This is a genomic window from Pseudomonas sp. 8O, assembly GCF_902506495.1.
In the GTDB taxonomy this organism is placed as follows: Bacteria; Pseudomonadota; Gammaproteobacteria; order Pseudomonadales; family Pseudomonadaceae; genus Aquipseudomonas; species Aquipseudomonas chaetocerotis.
In genome coordinates this window covers 659337-673375 of sequence record NZ_LR733264.1, presented here as the reverse complement: position 1 = coordinate 673375, position 14039 = coordinate 659337, and the positions used below count along the sequence as shown (strand labels likewise).

Annotated in this window: 14 protein-coding genes and 1 pseudogene; 6 read left to right on the top strand and 9 right to left on the bottom strand. The window is 62.5% G+C overall.

What is annotated here, in order from left to right:
• Positions 1-91: 91 nt before the first annotated feature.
• From GV002_RS05980 to ttcA, 3 genes are all read right to left on the bottom strand, one after another.
• On the bottom strand, positions 92-1150 hold the full coding sequence (locus GV002_RS05980; protein WP_160017493.1) for a 3-deoxy-7-phosphoheptulonate synthase: 1059 nt from the start codon (positions 1148-1150) through the stop codon (positions 92-94).
• Between the two features lie 263 nt (positions 1151-1413).
• Complete coding sequence (locus GV002_RS24255) at positions 1414-1545, bottom strand: hypothetical protein (protein WP_256667037.1); 132 nt, start codon at positions 1543-1545, stop codon at positions 1414-1416.
• Positions 1546-1758: 213 nt separating this feature from the next.
• A complete protein-coding gene (ttcA, locus tag GV002_RS05975; RefSeq protein WP_160017492.1) occupies positions 1759-2583 on the bottom strand; it encodes a tRNA 2-thiocytidine(32) synthetase TtcA in 825 nt (274 codons plus the stop codon).
• A gap of 101 nt (positions 2584-2684) precedes the next feature.
• Between ttcA and GV002_RS05970 the strand changes: the two genes are divergently transcribed.
• The 3 genes from GV002_RS05970 (at position 2685) to GV002_RS05960 (ending at position 4654) form a co-directional block, all read left to right on the top strand.
• On the top strand, positions 2685-3278 hold the full coding sequence (locus tag GV002_RS05970) for a DNA-J related domain-containing protein (protein WP_160017491.1): 594 nt from the start codon (positions 2685-2687) through the stop codon (positions 3276-3278).
• A 168-nt stretch (positions 3279-3446) separates the two neighbouring features.
• A complete protein-coding gene (locus GV002_RS05965) occupies positions 3447-4046 on the top strand; it encodes a Yip1 family protein (RefSeq protein ID WP_160017490.1) in 600 nt (199 codons plus the stop codon).
• 113 nt (positions 4047-4159) lie between these two features.
• Entirely contained in the window at positions 4160-4654 is a 495-nt protein-coding gene (locus GV002_RS05960) for a SprT family zinc-dependent metalloprotease (protein WP_160017489.1), read from the top strand.
• 28 nt (positions 4655-4682) lie between these two features.
• Here GV002_RS05960 and GV002_RS05955 read toward each other — a convergent pair whose 3' ends face one another.
• The 4 genes from GV002_RS05955 to GV002_RS05940 form a co-directional block, all read right to left on the bottom strand.
• On the bottom strand, positions 4683-5087 hold the full coding sequence (locus GV002_RS05955) for a lysozyme inhibitor LprI family protein (protein ID WP_256667036.1): 405 nt from the start codon (positions 5085-5087) through the stop codon (positions 4683-4685).
• A gap of 43 nt (positions 5088-5130) precedes the next feature.
• A complete protein-coding gene (locus tag GV002_RS05950; protein ID WP_160017488.1) occupies positions 5131-6312 on the bottom strand; it encodes a CaiB/BaiF CoA transferase family protein in 1182 nt (393 codons plus the stop codon).
• 35 nt (positions 6313-6347) lie between these two features.
• Positions 6348-7988, bottom strand: coding sequence for an AMP-binding protein (locus GV002_RS05945; RefSeq protein WP_160017487.1), 1641 nt, complete (start codon positions 7986-7988; stop codon positions 6348-6350).
• A gap of 136 nt (positions 7989-8124) precedes the next feature.
• The gene (locus GV002_RS05940) at positions 8125-9264 is read right to left on the bottom strand and encodes an acyl-CoA dehydrogenase family protein (protein ID WP_160017486.1); all 1140 of its coding nucleotides are present in this window, start codon (positions 9262-9264) and stop codon (positions 8125-8127) included.
• Between the two features lie 163 nt (positions 9265-9427).
• Here GV002_RS05940 and GV002_RS05935 point away from each other — a divergent pair, with 163 nt between their 5' ends.
• The 3 genes and pseudogenes from GV002_RS05935 to GV002_RS24540 all read left to right on the top strand — a co-directional run bounded on the left by GV002_RS05935 (position 9428) and on the right by GV002_RS24540 (position 11868).
• Positions 9428-10426 carry an AraC family transcriptional regulator gene (locus GV002_RS05935; protein WP_160017485.1) on the top strand — a complete coding sequence of 333 codons (999 nt, stop codon included), beginning with the start codon at positions 9428-9430 and terminating at the stop codon, positions 10424-10426.
• Between the two features lie 131 nt (positions 10427-10557).
• A pseudogene (locus tag GV002_RS24545) lies at positions 10558-11286 on the top strand (PAS domain-containing protein); the annotation flags it as partial.
• A gap of 144 nt (positions 11287-11430) precedes the next feature.
• Positions 11431-11868: a methyl-accepting chemotaxis protein gene (locus tag GV002_RS24540; protein WP_372241826.1), complete on the top strand. Its 438-nt coding sequence runs from the start codon at positions 11431-11433 to the stop codon at positions 11866-11868.
• A 62-nt stretch (positions 11869-11930) separates the two neighbouring features.
• On the opposite strand, the gene GV002_RS05925 is transcribed toward GV002_RS24540, so the two are convergent.
• Positions 11931-13313 (bottom strand): ATP-binding protein, encoded by a 1383-nt coding sequence (locus tag GV002_RS05925; RefSeq protein WP_160017483.1) that lies wholly within the window; start codon positions 13311-13313, stop codon positions 11931-11933.
• Positions 13310-13987: a response regulator transcription factor gene (locus GV002_RS05920; RefSeq protein ID WP_160017482.1), complete on the bottom strand. Its 678-nt coding sequence runs from the start codon at positions 13985-13987 to the stop codon at positions 13310-13312. Before GV002_RS05920 ends, GV002_RS05925 begins: the two co-directional genes overlap by 4 nt.
• Positions 13988-14039: the final 52 nt, after the last annotated feature.

The following is a 14039-nucleotide window of genomic DNA, read 5'->3' as shown; positions in this document are numbered from 1 at the left end:
GCAGCGCGTAGAACACTCAAGTCCCACAGCGGCGACGCTCACGTAGGGCGGGTGCAACCCGCCAGTCCCGGATTGGCGGGTTGCACTCGCCCTACCCGCGCAAACGCTCGGCAGCCTGGCGCAGTGTTGCTTCGGTAGCGATCCAGCCCAGGCAGCCATCAGTAATCGACACGCCGTAACGCAGCTCGCCGGAAAGCGCCTGGCAACCGTCGAACAGGTGGCTCTCCAGCATCACACCGCGCAGGCTGGCATCACCGGCCAGGCGCTGGTCGATCACAGACTCCAATACAGCCGGCTGGCGCAGCGGGTCCTTGCCACTGTTGGCATGGCTGCAGTCGACCATGATGCGCGGCGCTATCCCCTGGCGCTGCAGTGCCTCACGTGCAGCGCCGACGCTGGCAGCGTCATGGTTCGGCGCACCGTGGCCACCACGCAGCACCAGATGGGTGTCCGGGTTGCCGGTAGTTTGCAACAGCGCCGGGTGACCAAGGTCATCGATGCCGAAGTGCTGATGCGGGTGCGCCGCCGAACGCATGGCGTCGCAGGCGATGCCAACGCTGCCGTCGGTGCCGTTCTTGAAGCCCACCGGCAGATCCAGGCCGCTGACCATCTCGCGATGCACCTGCGACTCGCTGGTACGTGCGCCGATGGCCGCCCAACCGAGCAGATCATCGAAGTAACCGGCGGCCATCGGCTGCAGCAGCTCAGTGGCCAGCGGCAGGCCGCGAGCGAGGATATCCAGCATCAGTTGCCGCGACTGGCGCAAGCCTTCGGCCATGTCGCCACTGCCATCGAGATGCGGGTCGTACAACAGCCCCTTCCAACCCACCGTGGTGCGTGGTTTTTCCACGTAGGCGCGCATCACCAGCAGCAGTTGGTCATCGACCTGCGGGGCCAGCTCGGCCAAGCGCTCGGCGTATTCGAGGGCGCTGGTACGGTCATGCAGGGAACAGGGGCCGACTACCACCAGCAGGCGCGAGTCGCGGCCATCGAGCACGGCGCGAATGGCGTCACGGTCGGCGGCAATACGTTCGGCAAGTGCGGCGGGCAGCGGCAGGCGCTGGCGCAAGACAGCGGGGCTGGGCAGCGGCTGGGCGCTGCGGCGGGCGATGCTGGTGACGGTGGAAGCGAGTTGAGCGGAGCTGTTCATGATCTGGCGGTTCCTTGGCCGGCGCGGTCGATACCGCGGCGGCGCTAACTGAGTGTTCGTTGCAAAGGTGTCAGGGCGGTGGTGACGCTGCTAAATCGCCAGTCGTAGCGGTAGTTGCGGTAATAACGGTTCATCTGTGAGTCCTCGATCTGTGGCCGTTTTTCGGCCGGAAAAAACAAAACCCCCGGTCGGGTTGCCGACCGGGGGTTTTCTGGAAAACGTCTCTGGTGGCGACCCTGGTGTCTCAGGCCGCCTGTGGGGTATCAGGCGCGCCTGTGGCTAAACCAATACCCAAAGAAATAATACGCTGCCGCCACAAGCGCCTGCGCACGAGCCAGCGCGGCGCTCGTGGCACCGGCTTGCAGCATGGACAGGAGGTTGAGGCTGGCGGACATGGAATTCTCCAAAGCGATGGCCGAACCATACTCCAGGCCTTTGCAGCCTGGCAAGGGCGAAAGCGTCGCGGCTAAAGCCCCTCCCACAAACGACGCGAACCGTGGGATGGGCTTTAGCCGCGATGTCTTACGTAGGGTGGATGTCGCCCTTTACATCCACCAATCCCCATACACGGCGAATCGGTGAAGCGTGATCCACCCTACGGCGGCGCCTTACAGGCTCATTACATCGAGAAAACGCGGCGTGGCGCTGTCGTCGATCTTCAGGCTCTTGAAATCGAACAGGTTGCGGTCGGCCAACTGCGAGGGGTGCACGTTCTGCAGGGCGCGGAACATGATCTCGACACGACCTGGGCTCTTGCGCTCCCACTCCTGCAGCATCTCCTTGACCACCTGACGCTGCAGGTTTTCCTGCGAACCGCACAGATTGCACGGGATGATGGGGAATCCCTTGAGCTGACTGTAAGCCTCGATATCGGCCTCGGCGCAGTAGGCAAGCGGGCGGATCACCACGTTGCGGCCATCGTCGGACAGCAGCTTGGGCGGCATGGCCTTGAGCGTGCCGCCGTAGAACATGTTGAGGAAGAAGGTTTCCAGGATATCGTCGCGGTGGTGCCCCAGCGCCATCTTGGTCGCGCCAATCTCGTCGGCATAGGTGTACAAGGTGCCGCGACGCAGACGCGAGCACAGCGAGCAGGTGGTCTTGCCCTCGGGAATCTTCTCCTTGACCACCGAGTAGGTGTCCTTCTCGATGATGTGGTACGCCACGCCGACGGATTCCAGATAGGCCGGCAGCACATGCTCGGGGAAGCCGGGCTGCTTCTGGTCCATGTTCACCGCGACGATCTCGAACTGGATCGGCGCCACCTTCTGCAGGTACAGCAGCACGTCGAGCATGGTGTAGCTGTCCTTGCCGCCGGACAGGCAGACCATCACCTTGTCGCCATCCTCGATCATGTTGAAGTCGGTGATGGCTTCGCCGGCCAGGCGGCGAATGCGCTTCTGCAGTTTGTTCTGGTTGACCGAAAGGGTGCCCATGGTGCGTCGAAATCCGAGGGAGTGGGAACGAAAGCGCGACATTTTACGCACAATGGCGCCGCGCCCCTACCCCGATAGCAATGAAATGCTAGTCTCGGCCGATGAACGACGATCTCGACCCCAGCCTGGACCTCGCCGAGCAGCTACTGCAATTGCTGCAGGCAGCACCGGACGGCATTGCCGAATACACCCTGATACAGCAATTGAAAGACCGCCACAGCGGCCACATACCCAATCTGCCCCTGGCCGACAAGCTGGTGCTGTTTCGCACTCATTTCCTGCTGTTCAACGCGCTTTATCGCCTGCGCGAGCGATTGTGGGAGGAGAACTTAAACCAGTTGCAGATCAGCCCGCTGTGTATCCGCCTGCTGCCGTATCAGCCAGGCAACGCAGCGCTCAGTGAGCGCGACGGACTGCGCGATTACTACCTGGACATGAGCAACCTGCAGGGCACCGACGAGCGCGACGTCGAGCGTCTGCTCACCAGCTTCTGGACACGCATGCAGGGCGGTGAAGAAAAGCAGGCCGCACTCGAGCTGTTCGAACTGGCCAATGAACGGACACTCGATCTGCCACGCATCAAGCTGCGCTACCGACAAATGGTCAGCGAGCATCATCCGGACCGAGGCGGCAGCACAGAGCGGTTGCAGTCGATAAACCTGGCCATGGAAATTCTTGAGCGCTATTACCGCTGACTTCTAGAGAGCGATTTGCTCTAAAGCCAGACACCACGCCTGCTCCAGGCCCTGCCTATACTGCGACATAAGGTCGCATAGATTTCGGCCCGACACCCGGTGGCGCTGTACACGCGCCTCGGGCGTTCGCTGGGGGGCGACCGTCATAAGAAAGAGGAGGTGTCTGGCATGATCCACCACGTTTGGGGGCTCTTCACCCATCCCGATCAAGAATGGCAAGAAATCCGTGGCGAGGAAGAATCCATCAGCCACATGTACCTGACTCACGTGCTGATTCTTGCGGCAATTCCCGCCATTTCAGCCTACATCGGCACCACCCAGGTTGGCTGGGCGATTGGTGACCGAGCACCGGTGATGCTTACCGAAGGCAGTGCGATGGTGATGACCATCATGTCCTACCTGGCGATGCTCGCCGGGGTAGCCGTGATGGGCGCCTTCATCCACTGGATGGCACGTACCTACGACGCCAATCCCAGCCTGAGCCAGTGCGTCGTATTCGCGGCCTATACAGCCACCCCGCTGTTCATCGGAGGGCTCGCAGCGCTCTATCCGCATCTGTGGCTGGGCATGGTCGTGGGCACGGTCGCGATCTGCTACACCGTTTATCTGCTCTATGTCGGCATACCGACCTTCATGAACATTCCTGAGGACGAGGGCTTCATGTTCTCCAGTTCCGTACTGGCGGTCGGCCTGGTCGTGCTGGTAGCGATGATCGCCAGCTCGGTCATTCTCTGGGGCATGGGCGTCGGCCCGGTCTACACCAGCTGATAGTCATTAGCAGCTAACCTACAGGCCGCCTTCGGGCGGCCTTTTCATTGGCAAGCGGCACAGGCTCCCGGCTTACGGCATAATCGGCGCTCAGCCAGTACCTGCACCCGCTCATGCCCGAACATATTCACGCCCGCGTCGAAGCCTGCTACCAGCAGGCCGAAACCTTCTTCAAGCAACGCTTTGCCCGCCCCGAAATCAGCTTCAAGCTACGCGGGCAGAAGGCGGGCGTCGCGCACCTGACGGAAAACAAACTGCGCTTCAACCTGCAGCTGTATCGGGCCAACCATGAGGATTTCCTGCACCAGACAGTGCCGCACGAAGTCGCTCACATGATCGCCCACCAGCTATTCGGCCCGCGCATTCAGCCGCATGGCGAGGAATGGCAGTTGATCATGCGCGGCGTCTACGAGCTGCCGCCGCATCGCTGCCACAGCTACGAAGTCGAGCGGCGCAAGGTCAGTCGATTCATCTATCGTTGCAGCTGCGCGGATGGCGAGTTCCCCTTCTCGGCCCAGCGTCACGCCTTGGTCGCCAAGGGCCGCCGCTACTACTGCCGGCGTTGCAAGGTGACGCTGACCTTCAGTGGTGAGCAGCGCCAGGAGTGATCGGGCGCCGACGCACCGCTAGCGGCCTCTAGCCCTCGAACGATTGCAGCCACTGAGTGCGTGCACGTGCTTGCTCGGCATGGCACTCCGACTCCCAGAACCCGGTCCAGGGCGAACCTTGCACGCGGTTGCGGGCGTAGAGGCTGCAATCCTGCTCGCGAAGCTTGATCCACAGACGCTGGGCGTCCCGTAGTTCATTGGCGAGCGCCGGATCATACTGCTTGAGCGAAGCCATCACGCGATCATAAGTGCCTTGCAGCTCCTGCTCGGCGGCTTTCCAGACAGGTCCCTGACACATGAAGGCGGCCATGGCGCTGCCTTGCTGGCAGGGATCCTCTGAATTCTCAGCGGCCTGCACGGGTGCCAGGGTAACGGCCACATACATTGCCAAGCCCGATACGACGCCCGCCATCCTCCCTGAAATTCCGTTCATGCCTGACGCTCCGCTGCGATAAAGGCTCCCATCCTAAGCGGGTTCAACCGAACACGCGCGCCTCACTTAGCGCTGCAATTCGCTCGGCGTCATAACCCAACTCCACCAGCACTTCGGCGGTGTGTGCGCCAACCGCCGCCCCGACATGCCGGGGCGGCGCCAAGCCCTCAGAAAACTTCAGCGGGCAAGCCAGTTGAGATTGCGCGGGCAGCCCCTCGCGCGGCACCTCGACGACCAATCCACGGGCTTTGATCTGCGGATGCTGCAACGCCTCGGATAGCGGCAACATGGGTTCGACGCAGGCATCCAGCGCGGCGAAGACTTCGCACCATTGCGCGAAATCGCGCTTCTCGAACTCGATCTCGATCTCGCGCTTGAGCGCGCGTTGATCCTCGGGCTTGAGTGACAGGCCGCGTGCTGCCAGTTCGGGGCGGCCAATGGCGGCGCAGAACTGTTGCATGAACTGTGGCTCCAGGCTGCCGACGGAGAACCAGCGACCGTCGCGCGTGCGGTAGTAGTCGTAGAAGCTACCGCCATTGAGCGCCTGGTTTTCCATTCCAGGCTCGACGCCGGCACCGAGGTAACCAGCGCCCGCCATGCCATGCAGGCTGAAGGCGCAGTCGGTCATGCTCACGTCGACCTGCTGTCCCTGACCGGTGACCTGACGCTGCACCACAGCCGCAAGCAGGCCGATCACCCCATGCAGCGAGCCGCCCGCCAGGTCGGCCAACTGTACGCCGAGCGGCAACGGGCCGCTGTCGCGGCGCCCGGTGTAGCTGGCGATACCGGCCAGCGCCAGGTAGTTGATGTCGTGCCCGGCGCGATCACGATAAGGCCCACTCTGGCCGTAGCCGGTGATCGACACGTAGATCAGCCGTGGGTTGATCGACTTGAGCGCCTCGTAACCGACGCCCAGCTTGTCCATCACGCCGGGACGAAACTGTTCGAGCACGATGTCGTACTGGCTGACCAGTTGCTTGACCACCTCCACCGCTTCGGGCCGCTTTAGATCGAGGGCGATGCTGCGTTTGTTGCGGTTGAGGTAAGCGTGGCTGGTGGAGGTTCCGCCATCGTGCGGCGGTAGCACGCGCACCAGGTCCATGCGCGTGGGCGACTCCACCCGCAGTACCTCTGCGCCCATATCGGCCAACAGCAGCGAGGCGAACGGCCCCGGCAGCAGCGTGGAAAAATCGAGAATCTTCAGCGATGACAACGGGCCAGACATGGTGACTCCAGATAAGAAAAAGTGGCGTAGGCGACTCAGCCTTCCCAGACGATGACGACATCGCCGGGCATCGCTGCAATTGCTTCGGCATACCGCACTTCCAGCACATTGCGGCGAATCTTCATGGTCGGCGTCATGCTGCCGTTGTCCACTGTCCAGGCCTCGCTGACCAGATAGAAATGACTGACACGCTCGTGCGCCTCCAGCCGTTGATTGACTGCATGCAGATGCTCGGACAACGACTGTTCGAGCAAGCTGCGTGGTTGCTGGTGGGCCGCAGGTGAAAGCTCGATCAGCGCCAGCGGTTGATCCAGGTTGCTGCCCATCAGGCACACCTGCTCGACCCAATGACTCTTGGCGATCTCGCCTTCGATGGGCGCCGGCGCCACGTACTTGCCCTTGCTGGTCTTGAAGATGTCCTTCACTCGCCCAGTGATGCGCAGGTAGCCCGCCTCGTCCAGCTGGCCACGATCACCGGTGTGCAACCAACCGTCCCTGAGGGTTTCCTCGGTTTTCTCAGGCTCACGGTAGTAACCCTGCATCAGGGTCTCGCTGCGCAGCAGGATCTCGCCACTGGCGTCAATGCGCACCTCCAGATGCGGCATCGGTCTGCCCACGGTGCCGAAACGCACCTGCCCGGGGCGATTGAAACAACCGTAGGCGAAGTGCTCGGTCATGCCGTAACCCTCGCAAATAGTCATGCCCAGGCGCCTATACCACTCCAGCAGCCCGGTGGAAATCGCCGCCGCGCCGGATACCAGAATGCGTGCGCGGTCCAACCCCAGCCCCGCGCGCACCTTGCGCGCCACCAGCCTCCCCAGCAGCGGGACGCGCAGCAGCCGGTCGAGCTTGTGCGCCGGCAATTTCTCCAGCACGCCCTGCTGAAAGCGCGTCCACAACCGTGGCACCGAGAAGAACACGGTGGGACGCACCTGACGCAGGTCGCTGGCGAAGGTCTCCAGCGACTCGACGAAGGCCACAGGTGCGCCGCAGTAGAGGCTGTTGAATTCGACCAGGAAGCGCTCGGCGGCATGCGATAGCGGCAGGTAGGAGAAGAACTGATCCTGCGGCGTCATGTTCAGCTCCGCCGTGGCGTTGGCCGCAGAGAACGCCATGGCGTGGGCCGAGAGCATCACGCCCTTGGGCTGCCCGGTGGTGCCGGAGGTATAGAGGATCGACAGCAGATCCTCGCCGCGTTGCAGATGCGCGCCGAGCAGCGGCTCATGCGCCGCCAGCAAAGCATGCCATTGATGCTCGGCGGGCATGGTCGGATAAGGCATGGCGATGCGGGTGATATGCGGCGCGATGCCGGTGGCCAGTTTGTCCGGCTCATCCAGCTTGCCAACCAGGATTACCTTGCAGCCCGCGTGCTCCAGCACGTAGGCGATCTGTTCAGGCGCCTGCAGCGGATACAGCGGCACGCTGACCAGCCCGGCGTGCTGGATCGCCAGGTCGCTGATGAACCATTCGGCGCAGTTCTTCGCCAGCAGAGCGACGCGTTCGCCGGGCACGCAGCCCAGCGCCAACAGCGCGCTGGCCAAGCGGCGCGCCTGCTCGTCGACCTGGCGCCAGGTGAAGTCGTGCCATACGCCATTGACAGGCTGGCGCAGCCAGACCGCGTCGGGTTGTCGATCCAGCCAGTGGTCGAAGCGTTCGAGAGGCAGTTGCAGGGTCATGGAAGGTTACCTTCTTGTCCTTGGGGTTCACCTGCTCGTTGCAATGCGAGCGTTACTGACGATAGACCACAGCCTCTCGCAGGCGGGTGCAACCCACCACAGAGCGCTCGTGGCGGGTTGCACCCGCCCTACACCGTTACAACTTCATCCCGCGACTGATGATTTCCTTCATGATCTCCGACGTGCCGGCGAAGATGCGCTGGATACGCGCGTTCGCGTACATCTTGCAGATCGGGTACTCCCACATGTAGCCCCACCCGCCGTGCAGCTGCACGCCCTCGTCGACCACCTTGCACAGCAGCTCGGTGGTAAACAGTTTGGCCTCTGCGGCGACTTCTGCACTGAGCTTCTTCTGGTTGTGGTCGAGCACGCAGCGGTCGGTGAAAACCTGAGCCACATCGATCTGGGTGCGCATCTCGGCCAGCTTGAAGCGGGTGTTCTGGAAGTGCGCCACCGGGCGGCCGAAGGCCTGGCGTTCCTTGACGTACTCGATGGTGGTCTGCAATGCCGCCTCAGCGCCGGCCACCGCGCCGCAAGCATTGGTCAGACGCTCCTGGGCGAGCATGTTCATCAGGTAGAAGAAGCCGCCCTTGGCATCGCCCAGCAGGTTGTCCTTCGGCACCTTGACGTCATTGAAGAACAGCTCGGCGGTGTCCTGGCTGTGCATGCCGAGTTTCTTCAGCTTCTTGCCGCGCTCGAAACCGGGCATGCCGCGTTCCACCAGGAACAAGCCCATGGCGTGCTTGTTGGCCGGGTCGGTCTTGGCTGCGACGATCACCACATCGGCCAGATAGCCGTTGGAGATGAATACCTTGGAGCCGTTGAGCAGCCAGTGGTCGCCCTTATCCACCGCCGTGGTGCGCATGCCAGCCAGATCGGAGCCGGCAGACGGCTCGGTCATCGCCACCGCGAGGATGGTTTCACCGCTGATGATGCCCGGCAGCAATCGCGCCTTCTGTTCGACATTACCGTACTCGGCGATATAGGGGCCGCACAGCGCCGAGTGCAGCGGGATCATAAAACCTGGTTCGTTGATGCGCGCCAGTTCCTCGCACATGATCTGCTCATAGCGAAAGTCCTTGAGACCCGCGCCGCCGTATTCCTCATCCGCCCAGGGCAGTAGGAAGCCCATCTCGCCGGCCTTGCGCCACACGCTGCGGTCGACCACCCCGGCGGCCTCCCACTCCTCCTGATGCGGCACCACCTCTTTATCGAGAAATGCCGCGAAGGCGTCGCGGAACAGGTTGTGTTCGGTGTCGAAATGGTTGCGTTGCATGGGGCGGGTCCTCCGCTGTTGTTATGCCCTTGAGGTTAAGGGCCGCTCCGCAGCCCCTCAATGACCCATGCGCTCAGCCTCGGTTGACCCAATCGCTCGGCTGGCTTGCCCTGGTCGGGAGCAACTGCCTACCATCGACCACCCTCGTTATCGGAAGCCCAGCATGCGCGAACGCACCATCGCCAGCCACTTCGTCCGTGCTGCCCTGCGCGGCGCGGATCGCCACGGCCTGGCCTGCGACCTGATCCTGCGTCAGGCTGGCATCCAGCCCGCTGTTCTGGTCGAGCCACGCGCACGCATCGCCCCCGAACAGTTCGCCCGGCTGATGCAGTTGCTGTGGGAAGCGCTGGACGACGAGTACCTGGGTTTCGGCCGCCAGCCGAGCAAACGCGGCACCTTCGCCATGATGGGCCACGCCATCATCCATTGCCGCAACCTGGAAAAGGCGCTGAGTCGTGGCGCGATGTTCTACGGGCTGTTTCCCCACGCACCGAGCATCAGCCTGCAACGCGAAGGCGACTGGGCACGGCTGAGTGTCGACGACAGCCCACTGTGGGACCCGGATCATTTTCTCGTGGAAAGCCTGCTGGTGATCTGGCATCGCCTCGGCAGTTGGCTGATCGGCCAGCGCATCCGCCTGGAAGAAGCCACCTTCGCCTACCCCGAGCCCGAGCATGCCGCCGAGTACGAATTGCTGTTCCCCGGCAGCCGCCGCTTCGCCGCCGGCTGCACCAGCCTGCTGTTCCACGCCCGCTACCTGGTCATGCCGTTGCTGCAGGACGAACGCACGCTCAAGCAATTCCTCCAGCACTCCCCCGCCGACCTGCTGGCCCGCCCCGACGGCGGCGACAGCCTGATCAGCCAGATTCGTCGCCTGCTCGGCCGCGACTGTCGCACCTGGCCGGACCTGGAACAGGTCGCCCAGCAACTGCACACCAGCCCACAAACCTTGCGACGTCACCTGCGCGAGGAAGGCTCCAGCTTTCAGGAACTCAAGGACCACCTGCGCCGCGACCTGGCCATCTACCACCTGGGCCGCGATGAACTGGCGATTCAGGACATCGCCGAACAACTCGGTTTCTCCGAACCCTCGGCCTTTCATCGCGCCTTCAAGAAATGGACGGGGCTGACGCCAGGGGCGTATAGGGCGCAAGAGGCTTGAAACGGCGAATCGACGGCGACGCTCAGCCTGCCACACGCCGTAACCTATGCGTCGACCGCTCGGTCATTTCGCCCTAAATAATTGCACCGCAGTGCCGACACAGCCTCAGCACCTACTCAGAGATTCTGCCAATGTTCGCGACCCGCCTGAAACAAGAGCTGCAAGCCTTACGCGAAGAACTGTCCTCGGTCGAACAGGTGCGCACCAGCCTCGATCAAGAGATGCTCGCGCTGATTCTCGATCCACAGGGGCGCATCGAGTCGGTGAACGCCAACTTCGAGAAGGAAATGCTCTACCGCGCCGATCAACTGCGCGGCCGCCCCCTGCTGGAGCTGATCCCGGAACATGTGCACAACCTGGACTTCCACCACCGGGTACGCCATGCCCTGGAGCGCGGCGAACATCTGGCCGGGGTCATCCGCCTGAAACGCGGCAACGGCGAAGAAGCCTGGCTGCGCTCGATCCTGCAGCCGCTACGCGACAGCCAGGGCCGGGTGCAGCGCTTCTCGATCTATGCCAGCGACCTGACGCGTACCATCGAGACCTCGCGCGAGCACGAAAACCTGATCAGCGCGCTGCAGCGCTCCACCGCCGTCATCGAATTCAACCTGAACGGTGAGGTGCTTACCGCCAACCAACGCTTCCTCGATTCGATGGGCTACAGCCTGACGCAGATTCAGGGCAAACATCACAGGATTTTTTGCGACCTCGCCGAAGCCAACTCTCCACAGTACCAGCGGTTCTGGGAGCAACTGCGCCGTGGCGAATTCGCTACAGGTCGTTTCAAACGTCTGGACAGTCACGGACGCGAAGTCTGGCTGGAAGCCTCCTACAACCCTATCACCGACGCCCACGACAACCTGTATAAGGTGGTCAAGTTCGCCACTGTGATCACCGACCAGGTCAACCGCGAAGCGGCCATCGCCGAGGCCGCCAGCATTGCCTTCGAGACGTCGAAAGGCACGGATGACAGCGCCAAGAACGGTGCGTCGGTGGTGCAGCAGATGCTCGACACCATGCGCGAACTGGCCGCTCGCATGCAGGAGGCCGCGCAGGGCATCGAGGCACTGGACAAGCAATCCCAACTGATCGGAGCCATCGTCAAGAACATCAGCAGCATCGCCGACCAGACCAACCTGCTGGCCCTCAACGCTGCCATCGAAGCGGCGCGTGCCGGTGAGCAGGGTCGTGGTTTCGCCGTGGTGGCCGATGAGGTTCGCCAATTGGCTTCACGTACCAGCTCCGCGACGGAGGAAATCGCCCAAGTGGTCGGTCAGAACCAGCAACTGACCGAACGCGCGGTAGAGCTGATCGACCGAGGCAAGACTCAGGCCGAGTTGGGCCTGGAGCTTTCCGCCCAAGCCGGCCAGGTGATCACCGAAATTCAGGATGGTGCAAAGCTCGTGGTAAACGCGGTGGAGCGCTTCGCGACGCAACTCTAGAGACGTGTGCCCTTCATAGTCGCCCGAGTATTTTGCCAGTCCTTAGGCAGCAGCGGCTGTATTCAGTCGTACAGGCGTACCCTGAAGCAGGCGCCACCCAGTTCGGAGTCGTCCAGGCTCAGTTCGCCGTCGTAGCTTTCGACGATGTCTTCGACCACCGCCAGGCCGATGCCCTGCCCCGGGTTCTGCGCATCCAGACGCTCGCCGCGCTGTAGTACCCGCGCACGCTGCTGCTGCGGTACACCGGGGCCGTCGTCCTCGATGGTGATCAGGCAACCTCCGGCCAGGGGTTGCAGCCTGACGCGTACACGATTCAGGCAGAGGCGGTAGGCGTTCTCCAGCAAGTTGCCGAGCAGCTCCATCAGCGCACCACGTTCCATGGTGATCTGGCTGTGCTCGGGAACCTCCAGGGTCGCTTCGACGCGCTTGTCGCGGTAGACCTTGTCCAGCGAGCGGCACAAGCCGTCGAGCACCGGCCAGACCTGCTCGCGATGGCGTACCAAGCCGCTGCGGCGCAGGCTGGCGCGCTGCAGCTGATAGCCGACCTGCTGACTCATGCGCTCGATCTGCGCCTGCATCAGCTGTGCCTGCTCGCGATTTTCGGAGTGCACGGCAAGGGTTTCGCCGATGCCCTGTAGCACGCTGAGCGGCGTTTTCAGGCTATGGGCGAGGTCTTCCAGCGAGTCACGATAACGTTCGCGCTGACGCCGCTCGCTGTCGAGCAGACGGTTGAGGGAGTTGGTCAGGCGCAGCAGCTCGCGTGGATGCTCGTCACTCAGGCGCTGGCGAGTACCCGCCTCCACGCCATCAAGTTCATCGCTGAGGCCGCGCAGGCTGCGAAAGCCCCAGGTCAGGCCGAACCAGAGCAGGCCCAGCAACACCAGCAAGGCCATGCCCAGCCACAAACGCAACTGCCAGGCAAAACCGTTGAACAGCCCCTGGTATTCGCGCGTCGGCTGCATGGTCACGATGCTCAGCGCGGTTTGGTCGCCGCGCAGAAAATCCACTTCCACGTCGTATACGAAATATTCCTGGCCGCTGTCGTCGCGAATGCGGATGAACTCGTGGCCGCGACCGTCGTAACGCGGCAGGTAGCGCACCAACTCGTCGATTGAGGAGCGTGAGCGCCAGATCAGTTGGCCCTCACGGTCGAAGATGAAACCCAGCAGGTGCGAGTCGAGGTTGTCGAATTCCTCGTCGGGCATCTTGTCCGGCATGTGCAACTGGCCGTCATGGATGCGCGCAGCAGATATCAGTGCAGCCGCGTCAGAGGCTAGACGTTTCTCCACGGTCTGTTCCAGGGCCATGAGAAACACACCCTGTAGCACCGGCATCAGCAACAGCATGAACAACATCGCCAACGCAGCGCTGGCCAACATCAGACGCAGTCGTAGCGAACCGAGACGCATGCGCAGCTTGCATAGAACGACGCGCGCTCGACTCACGTGCAGCGCTCGTTGAACATGTAGCCCTGACCACGCACGGTTTCTATCGGCTTGCCGCCCAGCGGGGCCTCCAACTTGCGCCGCAAACGGCCCACCAATACCTCTATGACATTGGGATCGCGCTCGTCGTCGCCTGGATAGAGTTGCTCCATCAGGCGCTCCTTGGCCACTACCTGCTGGTGATGCAACATCAGGTACTCGAGGATGCGATACTCGTAGGCGGTCAGTTGCAATGACTGTTTATCGACTGTGGCTTGCTTGCGATTGAGATCCAACACAAGGGACCCTGCCTCGATGGTCGACTTGGTGAACCCGGAAGAACGTCGTAGCAGCGCGTTCAGGCGTGCCTCCAGCTCTTCGAACTGGAACGGCTTGACCACATAGTCGTCGGCACCGCAGGAGAGGCCTTCGACCTTGTCCTGCCAGTTGCCGCGTGCGGTAAGGATCAGAATTGGAAAGTTCTTGTCCTGGCTGCGCAGCTCACGGATCAGGTCGATACCGCTCATACCGGGCAGACCGAGGTCGACCAGGGCCAGGTCATGGTTGAAGGACTCAGCTCGGTACAATGCTTCTTCGGCGGTGCGCACGGCATCCACCACATGCCCGTTTTCACTGAGGCGAGTGAACAGATGGTGACGCAGCAACGCCTCATCCTCCACCACCAGCAATTTCATGAGACTCTCCCTGATTTAAGGTGTAAAAGGGCCGGGCAGATGCCCGGCCTGG

What these genes read in the sequence shown, in the direction of transcription:
- GV002_RS05980 (WP_160017493.1), bottom strand. Translation starts at nt 1,150, where the DNA reads ATGAACAGCTCCGCTCAACTCGCTTCCACCGTCACCAGCATCGCCCGC.
- GV002_RS24255 (WP_256667037.1), bottom strand. Translation starts at nt 1,545, where the DNA reads ATGTCCGCCAGCCTCAACCTCCTGTCCATGCTGCAAGCCGGTGCCACG.
- ttcA (WP_160017492.1), bottom strand. Translation starts at nt 2,583, where the DNA reads ATGGGCACCCTTTCGGTCAACCAGAACAAACTGCAGAAGCGCATTCGC.
- GV002_RS05970 (WP_160017491.1), top strand. Translation starts at nt 2,685, where the DNA reads ATGAACGACGATCTCGACCCCAGCCTGGACCTCGCCGAGCAGCTACTG.
- GV002_RS05965 (WP_160017490.1), top strand. Translation starts at nt 3,447, where the DNA reads ATGATCCACCACGTTTGGGGGCTCTTCACCCATCCCGATCAAGAATGG.
- GV002_RS05960 (WP_160017489.1), top strand. Translation starts at nt 4,160, where the DNA reads ATGCCCGAACATATTCACGCCCGCGTCGAAGCCTGCTACCAGCAGGCC.
- GV002_RS05955 (WP_256667036.1), bottom strand. Translation starts at nt 5,087, where the DNA reads ATGAACGGAATTTCAGGGAGGATGGCGGGCGTCGTATCGGGCTTGGCA.
- GV002_RS05950 (WP_160017488.1), bottom strand. Translation starts at nt 6,312, where the DNA reads ATGTCTGGCCCGTTGTCATCGCTGAAGATTCTCGATTTTTCCACGCTG.
- GV002_RS05945 (WP_160017487.1), bottom strand. Translation starts at nt 7,988, where the DNA reads ATGACCCTGCAACTGCCTCTCGAACGCTTCGACCACTGGCTGGATCGA.
- GV002_RS05940 (WP_160017486.1), bottom strand. Translation starts at nt 9,264, where the DNA reads ATGCAACGCAACCATTTCGACACCGAACACAACCTGTTCCGCGACGCC.
- GV002_RS05935 (WP_160017485.1), top strand. Translation starts at nt 9,428, where the DNA reads ATGCGCGAACGCACCATCGCCAGCCACTTCGTCCGTGCTGCCCTGCGC.
- GV002_RS24540 (WP_372241826.1), top strand. Translation starts at nt 11,431, where the DNA reads ATGCTCGACACCATGCGCGAACTGGCCGCTCGCATGCAGGAGGCCGCG.
- GV002_RS05920 (WP_160017482.1), bottom strand. Translation starts at nt 13,987, where the DNA reads ATGAAATTGCTGGTGGTGGAGGATGAGGCGTTGCTGCGTCACCATCTG.